Below are 15,354 nucleotides of genomic sequence, written 5' to 3'. Positions count from 1 at the left end.
TGCTCGATGAAACGACTTGCGGTCGTTTCATCCCAACGAGCGACTGCTAAGCTGCAACAGAAGAAAGGCGCCTTCAGATAGGCGCCTTTTTTGTCCGCTACGTGTAACCCGTGTGTTCTCAAGGAGTTAGCCATGAGTGCCTTTCACGACCTCAACCTGCGTGCACTGGATGGCCAAGAGCTGCCGCTGGCACCCTTTAAAGGGCAGGTAGTGTTGGTGGTCAATGTGGCCTCCAAATGCGGCCTCACGCCGCAATATGCAGGCTTGGAAAAGCTCTATCAGCAGTACAAGGGGCAGGGCTTCAGCGTGCTGGGGCTGCCGTGCAATCAGTTTGCCGAGCAGGAGCCCGACAGTGAGGAAGCCATCCGCGAGTTTTGCAGCCTCAACTACGGCGTAACTTTTCCCCTGGGCAGCAAGCTTGAAGTGAACGGGCCGGAGCGTCATCCGCTGTACCGTCTGCTGGCAGGCGAGGGGGCCGAGTTTCCTGGTGATATCACCTGGAATTTCGAGAAATTCCTCGTTGGTCACGACGGTCGCGTGCTGGCGCGCTTCTCGCCGCGCACCACGCCGGATGATCCGAGCATTATCCAGGCAATCGAAAAGGCCTTGGGCTAAGGCCATTTGCGCCAAGGCTGCGGACTAAGCCGGTATATGGCTTGTCCGTAGCCGAGCATCGCGGCTTAATCGGGCGATCTGCCGAGGATGTCCCCGATGAGCCTGTTCCCTACCGACACCTGCATTTCCCCCGCCACCCCCGCCGCGCTGCGTGAGCTGATCGAGAGTCGCCGCGCGGTGCGTCGCTTTACCGCCGAAGCAGTGCCCGATGAAGTGGTACGTGATTGCCTGGAGCTGGCGGTGCTCGCGCCGAATTCCTGCAACCTACAGCCCTGGAGCTTTCAGGTGATTCGCGACCCTGCGTTGCTGGCCCGTTTGCACCCGGTGTGCATGAGCCAGAACGCCGCCAAGGCGCCGCTGATTATTGCCGTGCTGGCGCGCCCGGACACCTGGAAGCAGGCTTGCCAGAACATCATCGACTACTGGCCGGAGCCTGAAGTGCCGGCGCGGATTCGCAGCTTCTACAACAAGACCGCACCCTTTCAGTACAACCAGGGCCCATTCGGTCTGCTCGGTCTGTTCAAGCGTCAGCTGCTGCGTGTGGCGGCCTGGCGCAAGCCGCTGATGCGCGCGCCCAACAGTCAGGCGCAGATGCGTATCTGGGCGGTGAAGTCCACGGCATTGGCGGCGCAGAACCTGATGCTGGCCTTCCAGAGCCATGGCTATGCCACCTGCCCAATGGAAGGCTTCGATGAGGTGCGCCTGCGCAAGACCCTGAACATCCCGCGGCAGGCGTTGCCGATCATGTTGCTGGCGGTGGGCAGGCAGGATGGGAAGGGCGTATACAACCCGCGTCTGCGCTTTCCGTTGGAGCAGCATGTAACCTGGTTGTGAGTCGTGCAGCTTGCTGGGCTTCGCTGCGCTCAGTGCCAACCTACATCGGCGTCGGTATTAGCCAGCGCTAGAGAACGCCGGCTTTTTTCCAGGCCAGATAACTGCTCACCAACTGAGGGCCCAGCTCGCTCGGGCGCGCATCCAGCACCGGCACCTTGTTGGCAATCAGGCGTTCGTGCAGGCCGGCGCGGGCGTTCAGGTAGTCCAGGGTGCCGCAGTAATCCAGGGCGCTGGAGAGGTCCTGCACCGGGGTGTGGCGCAGGGTATCCAGCACTTCTTCGCGCAGGCTGGCGACCAGCACGCGGTGCTGGCGGCTCAGGCGTTTGACCGCGCCGAGCAGTGCCTGGTCATCTTCATCACGCAGGTTGGTTACCAGCACCACTAGAGCGCGGCGGCGCTGACGGCTGAGGAGGTTTTCCACTGCGGCGGTGAAGTCCGCCGGTTGCTGGGTGCTGTGCAGGTCGTACAGGGCATTGAGCAGCACATTCAGCTGCGCCTGGCCTTTCACCGGCGCGAGGAAGCGGTTCTGCTCGCTAGCAAAGGTCGACAGACCCACCGCATCGCCCTGGCGTAGCGCCACATAGCTGAGCAGCAGGCAGGCGTTGAGGGCGTGATCAAAATGCGACAGCTCGCCATCCTGGCTACGCATGCGTCGGCCGCAATCGAGTAGGAAGATGATCTGCTGGTCACGCTCGTCCTGGTACTCACGGGCAATTGGTGTGCGTTTGCGCGCGGTGGCTTTCCAGTCGATCTGGCGCAGGGTGTCGCCGTCGCGGAACTCGCGTAGCTGGTGGAACTCCTGACCCAGCCCGCGGCGTTGCTGCTGACGCACGCCAAGCTGGCTGAGCCAGTCATCCACCGCCATCAGTTGCGCGCCGTAAAGGCGGGCGAAATCTGGATAGACACGGGTTTCCGCCGCCAGCGGCAGATTGCGCTGGGCGCGCCATAGGCCCATGGGGCTGGGCAGGCTCACTTCGCACTGGGGAAAGTGGAAGTGTCCGCGCAGTAGCGGGCGCACGCGGTAACTGACCTGAGTCTGCTCGCCGGGGTGTAGATCGACCTTGAGCGGCAGGTGCTCGAAGGCCATGTCGCCGGGCAGATGGTCGAATACCTCCACCTGTAGCGCACGGTTGTAGCCGTGGTGCAGATTCAGTCGCACTTCGCTCCAGCGTCCCAGCGGCAGGTTGCCGGGTAGCTGGCGCTCGATGCGCGGCGAGGGCATTTTGCGCAGTAGCAGGGCATCGATCAGCGCTAGGCCGAGCAGCACCAGTAGCAGGCCCCAGTAGATCGAGGTAAAGCTGCGCGGCATGGCAACGCCCAGGGCACTGCAGGTGCCCAGCGCAATGCCGAGGACGAACAGGCCGGCGAGCAGCGCCAGCAGTGCGCGCGAGGGTTTCATGCCGGTGCGCCTTTCGTTGCGGACTGTTTCAATGTGGGTGTCATAGGCGCGGTGCCGGAACTTGGTCGAGCAGTTGTTGCAGCACCTGATCCACCGACAGGCCTTCGATATCCAGCTCCGGCGACAGCCGCACGCGGTGGCGCAGTACGGCCAGGGCGCAACCCTTGATGTCATCCGGCAGCACGAAATCACCGCCGCGCAGCAGGGCGCGGGCTCGGCCGCAACGTACCAGGGCAATTGATGCGCGCGGCCCGGCACCGATGGCCAGGCCCGGCCAGGTGCGAGTGGCGCGGGCGATGCGCACGGCGTAGTCGAGCACCTGCTCATCGATCGGCAGGTCACTGGCAATCTTCTGCAGCGCAAGGACATCGCGGGCCTGTAACAGAGTGCGCAGTGGCGTGACTTCGAGCATGTCGGCTTTGCTCGAGCGCGCGACCTGGCGAACCATGTTCAGCTCTTCGATCTGCTCGGGGTAATCCATGCGCAGCTTGAGCATAAAACGGTCGAGTTCGGCTTCCGGCAGCGGGTAGGTGCCTTCCTGCTCGATCGGGTTCTGCGTGGCCAGCACCATAAAGGGCAGCGGCACATTCAGCGCGCGGCCTTCCAGGGTCACCTGACGTTCCTGCATGACTTCCAGCAGCGCCGCCTGGGTCTTGGCCGGAGCGCGGTTGATTTCATCCGCCAGCAGCAGGTTGGTAAACACTGGCCCTTTACGCAGCTTGAACTGCTCGGTTTGCAGGTCGTATACGGCGTGGCCGGTGACGTCGCTGGGCATCAGATCCGGGGTGAACTGGATGCGCGAGAATTCACCACCAAAGCAGCGTGCGAGCGCGCGTACCAGCAGGGTCTTGCCGAGGCCGGGCACCCCTTCGACCAGCACATGGCCGCCGGCGATCAGGGCGCTGAGCACATCGTCGATCACCGCCGTCTGCCCGATCAGGGCTTTCTGCAGTTCACCACGCAGTGCCTGAGCCAACTGGCTGGCACGTTGGCGCTGCGCATTTGGGTTGGCTGCTGCGGCTGCCGGGGCAGCTGGCGCTGGTGTCGCAACGGGTGCCGCAGCTGGTGTCTCGGTGACGGGCTCAGGGGTTACGGCAATGGGTTCGATTGCGTTTTCCGGCTGTTCGGGGGTGTGTTCGCTCGTCATAGGGCATTCCTGAGGGTTTGCAGGTTGGCGACCTGGCGGGTGAAGTCGGCGGCGGCCAGTCGCTGCCTGGGCAGCGGCCGCATGGCTTGGCTGATAACGCTGGAAGGTTGGCGGGTCAGGCGGCTGAGTATTTGCCATTGCTCGGCCACCGCAAGGCGTTCGAAACCGGGGTGACGATGCCGCGCGCGGCGCTGAATATCTTGCTGCAAGCCTTGCAGCAGGCTGTGCTGACCATTGTGGCGCAGCAGGAAGTCGGCGCTGCCACGCAGGTGTTCCTGCAACTGCCGGCGGTTACGGCTGGCGGGTAGCAGCAGCGGACCCTGACGCATGCCCAGGTGCCACAAGCCGAATGCCAGCAACAGTGCCAGGGCGACCAGCGCCTGGGGGAAGTGCTCAAGCAGCAGGCTGAATAGGTCATCGCGGTCGGCGCGGTAGAGCAGGGTGACCTGGCTGTCCTGGGTCATGTACCAGAGCAGCCAGGCGTTGTCGTATTCGCCGATGCCCTCGGTTTGCCAGATCCAGCTGTCGCTGACCACGCTGATCAAACCATCGCCATGGTAGAGCTGCAGCAAGTGAGTGGCCGCATCGCTGTTGGCCCAGGCATGGGCGCGGTTTTCGGCATCGTAGAGGTGGTAGTCAGTGTCGAAGTTGAAATAGGCCGGAGCCTCTTCATTCTCGAGATACAGCTGGGTCAGCTCCGGGTAGGCGTTGCCTTCGTCGGCAGCCGCCGGTGCCTCTTCACCGGGCATCGGCTCGGTTTGCTGCTCGGCGTCGTGCTCGTCCTCTGTCGAGGTCTCTTCATCCGTCGCTTCGCTGGCGTTTTCTTCGAGCTCTTCGCTCTCGTACTGCTGGATGCCCAGGCTGTCTAGCAGCAGGTCGCCGCTTTTACCGTCCTCTTCATCCCACAGCCGTTCTGCGACAAACAGCAGGTGCCCGCCCTTAGCGGTCCAGGCCAGCAGGCGTTCGGCCTGCTTGGGCGTCATGCTGTTGCGGTCACCGAGCAGCAACAGGGTTTGCCCGGCGCTTGGCAGGCCCCTCATGGCCTCCAGGCCATCGGCGCGCTGCACTTGCAGACCCTGTTTGCGCAGGAAGTGTTCGGCTGCGAGATAAGGATTGGCCCGCGCTTCGGGATCGGGGCCGTGTTCGAGGGTTTCCTGATAAGGCGTGAGTTTACCCAGCAGGTAGATGCCGAGCAGGCCGAGCGCCAGCAGCAGACCTGCGCCGAGGAAGAACTGGAGGCGCCGGTTCATGCCTGCGCCTCTTGTTCAAACAGGCGTCGCCAGGCGTTACATAGGCCTTGTTTGAGTGCAGCCGGCGGTAGGCGATGGCCGTAGGCGAGGTTCTGCCAGTGGCGGGTTAAAGCCTGGCTGAAGTGACTGAGGTCTTTCTGCTGCAGCGCCTGCACCAGTTGCAGCACTTCGGCTTCGGTGTGCGAGCTTTTTAGCGGCAGGCGTTGTTCATGCAGCATGCGGCTGAGCAGGGCGCGGTAGAGTAGGCCGAGGGCGGCGCGCGGCTGCTCATCCCAGAGTCGCTCAACCTCACCGGGAATATCCGCTGGCAGGCTTTGTGGCGCGACTTCCAGGCCGAACAGCTGCTCTGGCGCTTGGTATTTGCGCGCTTGCGGCAAGCGCAAGCGCCCGGCAAAGGTGCTCAGCCAGTCGCGGTAGCGCCATAGCAGCCAGGCGATCAGGCTGAACAGTGCGGCCCATAGCAGCACCTCGAAGAACAGCGCTACGGCGTCGATGCTTTTCCACATCTCGGTGAGTTTGAAGAACTTCTCCAGCAGCTCAATCAGCGCCTTGGCGTCTTCTTCGCTGGGTTCCTTGGGTTCTTCGCCGAGGCGCCAACGGGTGACGGTTTCGCGATGTTCGAACGGGGGCTGATCGAGCAGCTGGCTGATGCTGTCCCGCGCTTCCAGGCTGGTCAGCGGTTGCTTGAGCAGGCGTTCGGCCTCTGGCCCCATGGGATCTTCAATCGGTAGCGGGCAGCTACTTGCGTTTGCGGCAGCCATGGCGCTATTTGGTACCTGCATTAACAGCAGGCCGCAGCCCAGCAGCAGGGCATAAGCTACGCCTGTAAGACGCTGGCGCAGCTGTCGGAAAACCAGTTCGATATCCCAGGCTTCCAGGGCAGTGCGGCGGTTCAAGTAGAGGGTGAAGCCGCAGGCGACGTAGATAGGCTCCCAGAGAGTCAGCACCAGGACATAGATCAGATTGGACAGGTGCTCGAGCCACAGCCACTCGCCCGAGGCAGCATTGATCAGGCTGTCCCAGGTCCAGTCCAGCTCCATCTGGGCCGGTAGGAGCATGTAGACGAAACTGATGATGCCGAACCATAGCGCCATTTCTAGGTGCACGCCGACTATCGTCAGCCAGCTGGCGCCGCCGGCATCGCGCTGGCCGAGCACGATCAGGCGCTGGCTGCGGGCCTTACCGGACAAACCTTCAAGCTGCATCACGGACAGGTCGAAGCTGCGTGTCGGGCTTAGCCGCCGCCAGGTCAGACTGGCCAGCAGTTGCGGTTTGAGCAGGCCGGGCAGGGCTTGCAGCGCCTGCTTGAGGCTCGGCTTAGCGCCGAATAGAGCATGAGAGAGGATGTACAGCGGCAAGCGCTCGTAAGCCGGCTTCAGCCACCAGAAAATCAGCACGGCGATGCTTGGATAATCCCACAGCAGCAGGCACAGCAGGGCGAAGATCGGCACGGTCACCAGTGCCCAGCTGGCCATCAGCAGGCCGGCGTGCTGCTTGGCCAATAACACGCCGAGGTCGACGGCTTCCCAGGCGCTGCGCGGGCGAATGGCGACGCTGGCATCAGTCAGGCGCATGTGCACCTCGGCCAGCCAGTAGCAGATAGGCCAGTACCAGCAACCAGAGTGCGGCGCCGACTGCGTATTTGATCGCGGGGCTGGCCAGGTCCATGGATGACCAGTAGGCCTCAATGAAAGCAGCCAGCAGGAGAAACACGATGACCCCGCCGACCAGCCGCACGCTGCTGCCAGCGGCTACCCGCAGGGCTTCACCGCGTGGCAGGCGGCCGGGCACTAGCAGCGCCCAGCCGAGCTTCAGACCGGCCGCACCGGCCAGGGCTATGGCGGTGAGTTCGAACGCGCCATGGCCGACGACGAATGACCAGAAGGTCTCGCCATAGCCGATTTGCGTCAGATGGCCGGCTACGGCGCCAATCATCAAGCCGTTGAACAGCAGAAAGAACAGACTGCCCAGGCCAAACAGCAGGCCGCTGGCAAAGGTCTGAAAGGCAATGCCGATGTTGTTCATGATGTAGTAGCCGAACATCATCCAGTCATCGCCGGAGTCGCGTTCGCTAAAGCGGCCGATGCGTCTGGCGTCGGGGTCATACATCTTTTCCATATCGGCGACCTGGTCGGGTCCCATCACCCCATAGACCAAATCGGGGAAGTGATACACCAGCGCGCCCATCAGCAGCAGGCTGCCAAAGAACAGCAGGCTGGCGGCGACGACAAAGCGCCATTCGGCCCGGACCAAGCGCGGAAAGCCCGCGAGGATAAAGCCGAGTAATTGGCCGCCCAATGGGCTGCGGTGGCGATAGAACTGCTGATGACCGCGCATGGCCAGTAGTTGCAGTTGCTCGATCAAGTGGCTGCTATAGCCACGACTCTGCGCCAGGGCCAGGTGCTGGCACAGGCTGCGGTAGTCGGCGGCAAAGGCCTTGCACTGCTGGCTATCGGCTTTACCGCGCTCAAGGGCTTCGAGCTGCGTGTTGAAGGCTTGCCAGTCGGCCTGGTGCTGGTGTTCAAACAGACTCTGTTTCATGCCGGCCCCAACAAACCACGGGCAATCCCGTGGATCTGCTGTTCGGCCTGTTCGGTGGGTACCTGCAAAGGTTCGGCAAGGATGCTTGCCAGCTCCTGGCGTCTTGCGCTGGACAGGCTCTGGGCTCGCTCGGCAAATCCGAGCAGGGCGCGCTGCTCGCTCAGGCTCATGCTGAACGGTGCACGCAGCGCTTCGGCTTGCGGCAATTCGGGGGCTGCCGGTGCGTTATCGCGATACACCACCAAGGTGCCGGCTGCGATATCGCCCAAGCGCTTGAACGCCGGATGATTCAGGCAGCTGAGAATACCCAGGGTGTAACCAAACGGCAGGATATCGACGAAGCGCAGCAGATTGCGGGTCAGCGAGGCGGCCCAGCCAATCGGCGTGCCGTCGTCATGAATCACCCGCAGGCCCATCATCTGCTTGCCGGGTGAGCGGCCCTGGTTGAGCACTTCAAACAGCACCATGTACCACCAGGTCACGAGAAACAGCAGGATGGTACCCAGGCCCATACCGAACTGGCCGAGCAGCGCCAGCACGGCAAACATAGCGCCGAGCAGCGCGCCGCGAATCAGCAGGTCAATGCTGAATGCCAGCGCGCGCGGCACTACACCCGCCGGGCGCAGGATCAGGTCGATGCCTTCCGGTGTCTCCACCTTATAGCGGGTATCCAGCAGCGGGTGAGCGGCGACTGAAGCAGGGGTTGGCGTGGGCGACATCGGCAGACTGCGTCGAGGAAAGCCCGATGCTAGCCAGCAGCAGGCAGGGAAGCAACCGGCTCAGTGATTTGAACCGGTGCAGCGGGGCTATTTAGTGAGGATTATTGCGGCGCAGGTAATACACCAAAAATGGTGCGATAGAGCACGCCCATGGCGATGACAAACAGCGGAATGGTCCAGACCAGACCAATACCCAGCGGGATTGCGCTGACCAGAGTGATCAGACCCAGCAACAGGAACAGGCCGAACACCTTGAACCAGCGCTGGGTAATCGCCTTGCGCGAGGCTTCCAGGGCTTGCCACGGCGTCAGGCCGCGCTCAACCACCAGCGGGATGGCCAACATATAAGCGATGGCCAGGTACAGGCCGGGAATGATCAGCAGGAACATGCCGAGGTAGATCAGCAGCATGCTGATAATCGCGGTAATCACCAGCGGCACGGTGCGGCCGAAGTGGCTGAAGATGTCATTGAAGCTGATCGGTTGGTCGGCGGCGCGACGGATGCCGATCATGTTGATCCCAGCCATAAAGGGATAAGCCAGGGCCGAGGCCAGAATGCCGATGACCAGCTCGGCGACGACCGCGAGCATCGGACTTTCGCTGACTACGCCCAACAGGCCGAAAAAGCCGCCAATCAGAAAGGACGCCGCGAGCAGCACAGCGTAGAACACCAGAAAGCCGCCGATGATGATGCCTTTGGTGCCTTTTACTCGCTGCCAAGCTTCGCTGAGCAGGTCACTGATGGTGAAGTCGTAGCCACGGCTCAGGGCTTCTTCGATGCTGGGTACCTGGCTGTCACGTGGCGTTTCCTGCAGCGCGCTGGCGGGAGCAGCGTATGGATTGCTGGGGCTTATATCACTCATGGGGCGTCCTTGTGTTGAGTGGTTACCGAGCCTCCCACTCTAGTCGCCGTCAGGACGCCCCACAAGGCATAGGCACCACGCGGGGCGTGCGCTGGCGCAAGGTTCTGCGCTTGTCTGCCTGATGCTTTCAGGGTGGTAGACTGCCAGCGCCTCAGCATCAGGACATGACAGTGACTTCCAGCCTCTTTTGGTACGACTACGAAACCACCGGTATTGACCCGCGGCGCGACCGGCCGCTGCAGGTCGCGGGGATTCGCACCGATGAAGAGCTCAATGAAATTGCGGAGCCGCTGAATATTTACTGCCAGCCCAGCGACGACATCCTGCCGCATCCTGCAGCCTGTCTGGTAACCGGGATTACCCCGAGCAAGTTGGCGCAGCATGGCCTGGATGAAGCCGAGTTTATGAGCCGTGTGCATGCCGAGCTGTCGCTGCCCGGCACTTGCGGGGTGGGCTACAACAGCCTGCGTTTCGATGATGAGGTGACGCGCTACAGCCTGTACCGTAATTTCTTCGACCCCTATGCCCGTGAATGGCAGGGTGGCAATAGCCGCTGGGATCTGATCGATCTGGTGCGTACGGCCTATGCTCTACGCCCGGAAGGTATCGTCTGGCCGGAAGAAGACGGGCGGGTGACCCTCAAGCTGGAGCGCCTGACTGCGGCCAACGGCATCGAGCACGGCCAGGCTCACGATGCGCTGTCCGATGTGCGTGCCACTATCGCTCTGGCGCGCTTGCTGCGCAGCAAGCAGCGCAAACTCTATGACTACTTGTATCAACTGCGCAGTAAACAGCGTGTGCAGGATCAAATTCGCCTGTTGCAGCCGTTGGTGCATATCTCCGGGCGTTATGCCGGGGCGCGGCATTATCTGGCAGTGGTGTTGCCGTTGGCTTGGCACCCGCGTAACCGCAACGCGCTGATTGTCTGTGACTTGCAGGCTGATATCTCGCCGTTGCTCAATGAGTCAGCTGAAACATTGCGTACGCGTTTATACACACGCCGCGATCAACTGGCCGAGGGTGAATTGCCGGTGCCACTGAAGTTGTTGCATATCAATCGTTGCCCGGTTGTTGCCCCAATGAAGGTCTTGCGCGCCGAGGATATCCGGCGCCTGCAACTCGATGTGCCGGCTTATCAGGCGCAGGCCGAACAGTTACGCAGCAATCCTGGGCTGTGGCAGGACAAACTTGCGCAGGTATACGCCGAAGAACAGTTCGCTGCCAATCAAGACCCTGAGCAGCAGCTATACGATGGCTTTATTGGCGATCGTGATCGACGGCTGTGTGAACAGGTCCGGCGTGCCGAACCGCAGCGTTTGGCCGAAGCAGTTTGGCCATTTGATGATGAGCGTTTGCCGGAATTGTTGTTTCGTTACCGGGCGCGCAACTTCGCCGCGACGTTAAATGCTGAAGAGCAACAGCGCTGGTACGCATTCTGCCAACAGCGTCTGAGCCAGCCCGAATATGGTGCGCCAAATACGCTCGAACAATTCAGTCAGGCACTTACCGCAGCACTTCCAGGTAGTGGTACGGAGCAACACGCTATGTTGCTGGAATGGCGTGATTATGCTGAGCAATTACGCCAGCGTTATGCCTTGTAGGCCATAAGGATAAATGCCAGAGGCTCTCTTGACATAGCGCCCATAAAAAACGCCAGCATCGCTGGCGTTTTTGCTTTAAGCCTGTGTCGCTTGAGCGGCAGGCTTAGCCCAGCAGGGTTGCCCAGCCTTCAACGACGTCACCGCCCCACTTGGCTTTCCACTCTTTCAATGTCTTGTGGTTGCCGCCTTTGGTTTCGATAACTTCGCCGGTGTTCGGGTTTTTGTACTGCTTAACTTTGCGAGCGCGCTTGGTGCCGGTGGTTTTGGTAGTGCGAGTGGCTTTGCTGCCTTTAGCGTCTGGGTCGAGCATGGCGATAATGTCGCGCAGTGACTTCTGGTATTCACCCATCAGTGCGCGCAGTTTGCCTTCGAATTCCAGTTCTTTTTTCAGTTTGTCGTCTTGCGACAGATTTTTCAGGCGATCTTGCAGTTCTTTGATGGCTTCTTCGGTGGCGCGGTATTCGTTGATCAACGACATGATGGGTACCTGATTCGGGATTGGCGATTAAGTGATAGCAATAGTAGTCAGGCACTTTTCACAAGTAAACCGCTTTATTGGTATTTTTTATGAATTGTATTGTTAAGTAACTAGTTGGGTGTGTGGCCTGTTGTACATGCCTTGTTATTCGCCAGTTATGGCCACAGTGTTTGCCCTATTTGCCTGGCGGCTACTGTTCAATCTTGCACTACTACTGCGCTGGCAAGCGCTGTTTGAGTACTGCAGTTTTCTCTGGCTGTGACTAGAATGGCCGACTTTATTTGAGCGCTGGAGCCGTTGATGCGTACTTTTCGATTGGTCATTGCCTGTCCGGACCGGGTCGGGATCGTGGCCAAGGTCAGTAACTTTCTGGCCACCTATAACGGTTGGATTACCGAGGCGAGCCATCACTCGGATAATCAGAGTGGTTGGTTCTTTATGCGCCATGAGATACGCGCCGACTCGTTGCCATTTGATCTGGATGGTTTTCGCCAGGCTTTTGCGCCGATTGCCCGCGAGTTTTCTATGGAGTGGAGGGTAACTGACTCGGCGGTTAAGAAACGCGTGGTATTGATGGCCAGTCGTGAATCGCACTGTTTGGCCGATTTGCTGCACCGCTGGCACAGCGACGAACTGGATTGCGATATTCCTTGCGTGATTTCCAACCATGACGATCTGCGCAGCATGGTTGAGTGGCATGCCATTCCGTACTTCCATGTACCGGTCAATCCGCAGGATAAACAGCCGGCTTTTGACGAAGTGGCGCACTTGATAAAAGCCCATGCCGCTGACGTAATTGTATTGGCGCGTTATATGCAAATTCTGCCTGCGCCACTGTGCGCGGAGTTCTCCCAGCGGGTAATCAACATCCATCACAGCTTTCTGCCGTCATTTGTCGGGGCCAAGCCGTATCACCAGGCGTCGTTGCGTGGGGTCAAGCTGATTGGCGCGACCTCGCACTACGTGACCGAGGAATTAGACGCCGGGCCGATCATTGAGCAGGACGTGGTGCGCGTCAGCCATCGCGACAGCATCGAAGAAATGGTGCGCCTGGGTAAGGATGTAGAGAAGATGGTGCTGTCGCGTGGTCTACGCTATCACTTAGAGGACCGAGTGCTGGTGCACGATAACAAAACAGTGGTGTTTGACTGATGCACAGATAAACGTTCGGTTCAGCGCAGACAGAGGTGTTTACTGATGCTCAAGTCAATCAAAGTACGTGATTACATGACCCGCAATCTGGTGACTTTCCGCCCTGAAATGAACCTGTTCACCGCCATCAATCGTTTGCTTGAACACCGTATCTCCGGCGCACCGGTGGTCGATGGGCAAGGGCACCTGGTTGGGCTGTTGTCGGAGGGCGATTGCTTACGCGGCATTCTGTCCGGGGCTTATTACGAGTCAGCAGGCGGTGATGTCAGCGCTTATATGACCACCGAGGTGGAAGTGATTTCGCCTGAGGCGGACATCATCGAAATATCCGAGCGCTTTCTGCGCGGCCGGCGTCGTCGTTTGCCCGTGGTCGAAGAGGGCCGCCTGATCGGGCAGGTCAGCCGCAGCGACGTACTGCGTGCGGTCAAGGAGTTCGCCCAGCATGACGAAGGTCACCTGGCTACTAACTGAGGCCTGAACGGCATGCACTGGAGGCGTTATGACTGATCCCCTTGAGCGTGCAACATCCAGTGCGCCACCTGTGCTCGGGGAGGGTTGTACGCAGCGCTATGACCCAAAGGCGTTGAGCCCTGAAGACGGCACCGAGTTTGCCGATGCTGCCGAATTGTGGCGGCAATTGCAGCAAGACCACCAACCGCCAACAAACAGCGATAAGCCGAAATAAAACGGGGCGCTCACTGAGCGCCCCGTTTGTTTTATTCCCGCTACAGCCGGCTATGACCTTGCGAGCTTGAGTCCTGTGAGCCTGTTTTTAACGCCGCAGGGCCCAAGCGCAGCTGATTGTGGTCAATACCTTAAATGCGGAAGCTGTCGACCAGTTGTTTGAGACGGCTGGCCTGTTGCTCCAGATCTCCACAGGCGCGCAGTGTAGCGTTGAGGTTTTCCACACCTTCCTGGTTAAGGGTGTTGATTTCAGTGATGTCGACGTTGAGCGATTCGATCACCGAGGTCTGTTCCTCGGTGGCGGTGGCTACCGACTGGTTCATGCCATCAATCTCGCCGATGCGTTCAGTGACACTGCTCAGCCGTGCGCCGGCTTGATTGGCGATCTCCACGCTTTCTTCGCTGTAGCGCTGGCTTTCGGTCATGGTGGTGACCGACTCGCGGGAGCCGACTTGCAGCTCCTCGATCATCTTCTCGATCTCCTGCGCCGATTCCTGGGTGCGGTGGGCCAGGTTGCGTACTTCATCGGCTACCACGGCGAAGCCACGGCCGGCCTCACCAGCGCGCGCCGCTTCGATAGCGGCGTTGAGCGCCAGCAGGTTGGTTTGCTGGGAGATGCTTTTGATCACCTCGAGAATCTGGCCGATATTCACCGTCTTGCCGTTGAGGGTTTCGATATTGCTGCAGGAGGCGCTGATCTTGCCGGACAGCTCATTCATTGCCTGGATGGTTTTTTCCACGACCTGGCGGCCGTCTTCAGCCAGGTGCCGGGCGTCGGAAGCCTGATTCGACGCGTCGGCGGCGTTACGCGCGATCTCCTGAGCGGCGGCGCCCAGTTCGTTGATCGCTGCGGCCACGCTGTTGGTGCGGCTGGCTTGTTCATCCGAGTTGATCATCGACGAGTTGGAGGCGCCGACCACCAATTTCGCCACTTCATTAACCTGGCTGGTGGCGGATGACACTTCGCGAATCGAACTGTGGATACGTTCGACGAAGCGGTTGAAGGCTGTGGCCAGGCGGCCGAACTCGTCATTGGATTGGATGCTCAGGCGCTTGGTCAGGTCGCCCTCGCCCTGGGCGATGTCCTCCATGGCTTTGCCCATGACATTCAGTGGTTGCATCAGCACGCTGATCAGCATGCTCAGCAGCAGAATGATCAGCACCACGGCGATGATGGTCGCAACAATCGCCGAGGCGCGGAACTCGCTGAGCATCGAGTAGGCCTTGGTTTTGTCGATGGAAAGACCGACATGCCAGTTCACCGAAGGCAGCCCCTTGACCGGAGTAAAGGTGAGGATGCGGTCTTCGCCGTTGAGTTCCGCTTCGCTGAAATCACTGCTGATTCGTGGAGTGTTCTGCGGGTAGACCTCGCTGAGGTTCTTCATCACCAGGGATTTATCCGGGTGCACCAGGATCTTACCGTCGGCGCTGACCAGGAAGGCGTAACCCATGCCGGCAAAGTCCAGCGAATTGATGATGTCGACCAATGTGTTGAGGCTCAGATCGCCGCCGACAACACCGGCCGCTTTGGCGGGCGTGGCGATGGTGATGATCAGCTCGCTGGTGGCAGCGTCGACATAGGGCTCGGTGAGGGTGCTACCGGCTGCAGCCATAGCGTCCTTGTACCAGGGGCGTTGGCGCGGATCGTAGCCATCCGGCATGTCTTCGTCTGGACGCATGGTGAAACTACCGTCGGCGCTGCCCAGGTAGGTAAAGGCGAAAGTGGACGCCAGGACTTTCTGCTCCAGCAGGCCCGTCAGGGCTTCTGCGGACGAATCCCGGGCGACCGATTGGGCAACGTTCTCCACCAGCAGGATGCGCCCCGACAGCCAGTTTGAGATATTGCTGGCGGTGACGTTGCCCATTTCATGCAGGTAGCTTTCCAGATCATCACGAATGGCGTTGCGTTGCAGGTAGTCGTTGTACAGGGTGAACAGCGAGAAGGCGGCGATTACCACCAGCGAGGCGGCGAGCAGGATCTTGTGGCTGAACTTCAGGTTGTTAGTCATGGCTTCTTGCGTCCGGTAAGTTCTGGCATCAGTCTTGGGCTGATGTAAGGCAGGCCTGTCGC

General features: G+C 60.3%; 15 protein-coding genes. 6 read left to right on the top strand and 9 right to left on the bottom strand.

Going from position 1 to position 15,354, the window contains the following annotated elements; translation table 11 throughout:
- The first annotated feature begins 132 nt into the window (after positions 1–132).
- Positions 133–615 (top strand): glutathione peroxidase, encoded by a 483-nt coding sequence (locus AACY25_RS04820; protein ID WP_339413925.1) that lies wholly within the window; start codon positions 133–135, stop codon positions 613–615.
- Positions 616–711: 96 nt separating this feature from the next.
- Positions 712–1,449, top strand: a complete 738-nt coding sequence (locus tag AACY25_RS04815) for a nitroreductase family protein (RefSeq protein ID WP_339522850.1) — start codon at positions 712–714, stop codon at positions 1,447–1,449.
- 67 nt (positions 1,450–1,516) lie between these two features.
- On the opposite strand, the gene AACY25_RS04810 is transcribed toward AACY25_RS04815, so the two are convergent.
- From AACY25_RS04810 to AACY25_RS04780, 7 genes are all read right to left on the bottom strand, one after another.
- On the bottom strand, positions 1,517–2,848 hold the full coding sequence (locus AACY25_RS04810) for a DUF58 domain-containing protein (protein ID WP_339522849.1): 1,332 nt from the start codon (positions 2,846–2,848) through the stop codon (positions 1,517–1,519).
- A 40-nt stretch (positions 2,849–2,888) separates the two neighbouring features.
- Entirely contained in the window at positions 2,889–3,995 is a 1,107-nt protein-coding gene (locus AACY25_RS04805) for an AAA family ATPase (protein WP_339522848.1), read from the bottom strand.
- A complete protein-coding gene (locus tag AACY25_RS04800; RefSeq protein WP_339522846.1) occupies positions 3,992–5,245 on the bottom strand; it encodes a DUF4350 domain-containing protein in 1,254 nt (417 codons plus the stop codon). The genes AACY25_RS04805 and AACY25_RS04800 overlap by 4 nt, the downstream gene beginning before the upstream one ends.
- Positions 5,242–6,819 (bottom strand): DUF4129 domain-containing protein, encoded by a 1,578-nt coding sequence (locus AACY25_RS04795; protein ID WP_339522844.1) that lies wholly within the window; start codon positions 6,817–6,819, stop codon positions 5,242–5,244. Before AACY25_RS04795 ends, AACY25_RS04800 begins: the two co-directional genes overlap by 4 nt.
- A complete protein-coding gene (locus AACY25_RS04790; protein ID WP_339522842.1) occupies positions 6,806–7,786 on the bottom strand; it encodes a stage II sporulation protein M in 981 nt (326 codons plus the stop codon). Before AACY25_RS04790 ends, AACY25_RS04795 begins: the two co-directional genes overlap by 14 nt.
- Positions 7,783–8,505: an RDD family protein gene (locus tag AACY25_RS04785; protein WP_339522841.1), complete on the bottom strand. Its 723-nt coding sequence runs from the start codon at positions 8,503–8,505 to the stop codon at positions 7,783–7,785. Before AACY25_RS04785 ends, AACY25_RS04790 begins: the two co-directional genes overlap by 4 nt.
- 101 nt (positions 8,506–8,606) lie before the next feature.
- Positions 8,607–9,368, bottom strand: coding sequence for a hypothetical protein (locus AACY25_RS04780; protein WP_339522839.1), 762 nt, complete (start codon positions 9,366–9,368; stop codon positions 8,607–8,609).
- Between the two features lie 170 nt (positions 9,369–9,538).
- Here AACY25_RS04780 and sbcB point away from each other — a divergent pair, with 170 nt between their 5' ends.
- Positions 9,539–10,969 carry an exodeoxyribonuclease I gene (sbcB, locus tag AACY25_RS04775; protein ID WP_339522838.1) on the top strand — a complete coding sequence of 477 codons (1,431 nt, stop codon included), beginning with the start codon at positions 9,539–9,541 and terminating at the stop codon, positions 10,967–10,969.
- 103 nt (positions 10,970–11,072) lie between these two features.
- Here the strand turns inward: sbcB and mvaT are convergent, their stop codons facing one another.
- The gene (gene mvaT / locus AACY25_RS04770) at positions 11,073–11,447 is read right to left on the bottom strand and encodes a histone-like nucleoid-structuring protein MvaT (protein ID WP_339522837.1); all 375 of its coding nucleotides are present in this window, start codon (positions 11,445–11,447) and stop codon (positions 11,073–11,075) included.
- Between the two features lie 300 nt (positions 11,448–11,747).
- On the opposite strand from mvaT, the gene purU reads away from it, so the two are divergent.
- Genes purU through AACY25_RS04755 form a run of 3 tightly spaced genes read left to right on the top strand, consistent with a single transcriptional unit; the run spans position 11,748 to position 13,284 of the window.
- Positions 11,748–12,599 (top strand): formyltetrahydrofolate deformylase, encoded by an 852-nt coding sequence (purU, locus tag AACY25_RS04765; RefSeq protein ID WP_339413934.1) that lies wholly within the window; start codon positions 11,748–11,750, stop codon positions 12,597–12,599.
- A 45-nt stretch (positions 12,600–12,644) separates the two neighbouring features.
- A complete protein-coding gene (locus AACY25_RS04760) occupies positions 12,645–13,070 on the top strand; it encodes a CBS domain-containing protein (protein WP_339413935.1) in 426 nt (141 codons plus the stop codon).
- Positions 13,071–13,098: 28 nt separating this feature from the next.
- Complete coding sequence (locus AACY25_RS04755; protein WP_339522836.1) at positions 13,099–13,284, top strand: hypothetical protein; 186 nt, start codon at positions 13,099–13,101, stop codon at positions 13,282–13,284.
- A 130-nt stretch (positions 13,285–13,414) separates the two neighbouring features.
- On the opposite strand, the gene AACY25_RS04750 is transcribed toward AACY25_RS04755, so the two are convergent.
- On the bottom strand, positions 13,415–15,292 hold the full coding sequence (locus tag AACY25_RS04750; RefSeq protein WP_339522834.1) for a methyl-accepting chemotaxis protein: 1,878 nt from the start codon (positions 15,290–15,292) through the stop codon (positions 13,415–13,417).
- Between the last annotated feature and the right edge of the window lie 62 nt (positions 15,293–15,354).

The sequence above is a fragment of the Pseudomonas sp. EA_35y_Pfl2_R111 genome (assembly GCF_963970955.1).
GTDB lineage: Bacteria > Pseudomonadota > Gammaproteobacteria > Pseudomonadales > Pseudomonadaceae > Aquipseudomonas.
The sequence above is the reverse complement of the archived record's forward strand: the minus strand, read 5'-3'. Positions and strand labels throughout refer to the sequence as shown.

Bases quoted from the DNA above. Each gene is read 5' to 3' on its own strand.
- AACY25_RS04820 (WP_339413925.1), top strand. From the start codon at position 133: ATGAGTGCCTTTCACGACCTCAACCTGCGTGCACTGGATGGCCAAGAG.
- AACY25_RS04815 (WP_339522850.1), top strand. From the start codon at position 712: ATGAGCCTGTTCCCTACCGACACCTGCATTTCCCCCGCCACCCCCGCC.
- AACY25_RS04810 (WP_339522849.1), bottom strand. From the start codon at position 2,848: ATGAAACCCTCGCGCGCACTGCTGGCGCTGCTCGCCGGCCTGTTCGTC.
- AACY25_RS04805 (WP_339522848.1), bottom strand. From the start codon at position 3,995: ATGACGAGCGAACACACCCCCGAACAGCCGGAAAACGCAATCGAACCC.
- AACY25_RS04800 (WP_339522846.1), bottom strand. From the start codon at position 5,245: ATGAACCGGCGCCTCCAGTTCTTCCTCGGCGCAGGTCTGCTGCTGGCG.
- AACY25_RS04795 (WP_339522844.1), bottom strand. From the start codon at position 6,819: ATGCGCCTGACTGATGCCAGCGTCGCCATTCGCCCGCGCAGCGCCTGG.
- AACY25_RS04790 (WP_339522842.1), bottom strand. From the start codon at position 7,786: ATGAAACAGAGTCTGTTTGAACACCAGCACCAGGCCGACTGGCAAGCC.
- AACY25_RS04785 (WP_339522841.1), bottom strand. From the start codon at position 8,505: ATGTCGCCCACGCCAACCCCTGCTTCAGTCGCCGCTCACCCGCTGCTG.
- AACY25_RS04780 (WP_339522839.1), bottom strand. From the start codon at position 9,368: ATGAGTGATATAAGCCCCAGCAATCCATACGCTGCTCCCGCCAGCGCG.
- mvaT (WP_339522837.1), bottom strand. From the start codon at position 11,447: ATGTCGTTGATCAACGAATACCGCGCCACCGAAGAAGCCATCAAAGAA.
- purU (WP_339413934.1), top strand. From the start codon at position 11,748: ATGCGTACTTTTCGATTGGTCATTGCCTGTCCGGACCGGGTCGGGATC.
- AACY25_RS04760 (WP_339413935.1), top strand. From the start codon at position 12,645: ATGCTCAAGTCAATCAAAGTACGTGATTACATGACCCGCAATCTGGTG.
- AACY25_RS04755 (WP_339522836.1), top strand. From the start codon at position 13,099: ATGACTGATCCCCTTGAGCGTGCAACATCCAGTGCGCCACCTGTGCTC.
- AACY25_RS04750 (WP_339522834.1), bottom strand. From the start codon at position 15,292: ATGACTAACAACCTGAAGTTCAGCCACAAGATCCTGCTCGCCGCCTCG.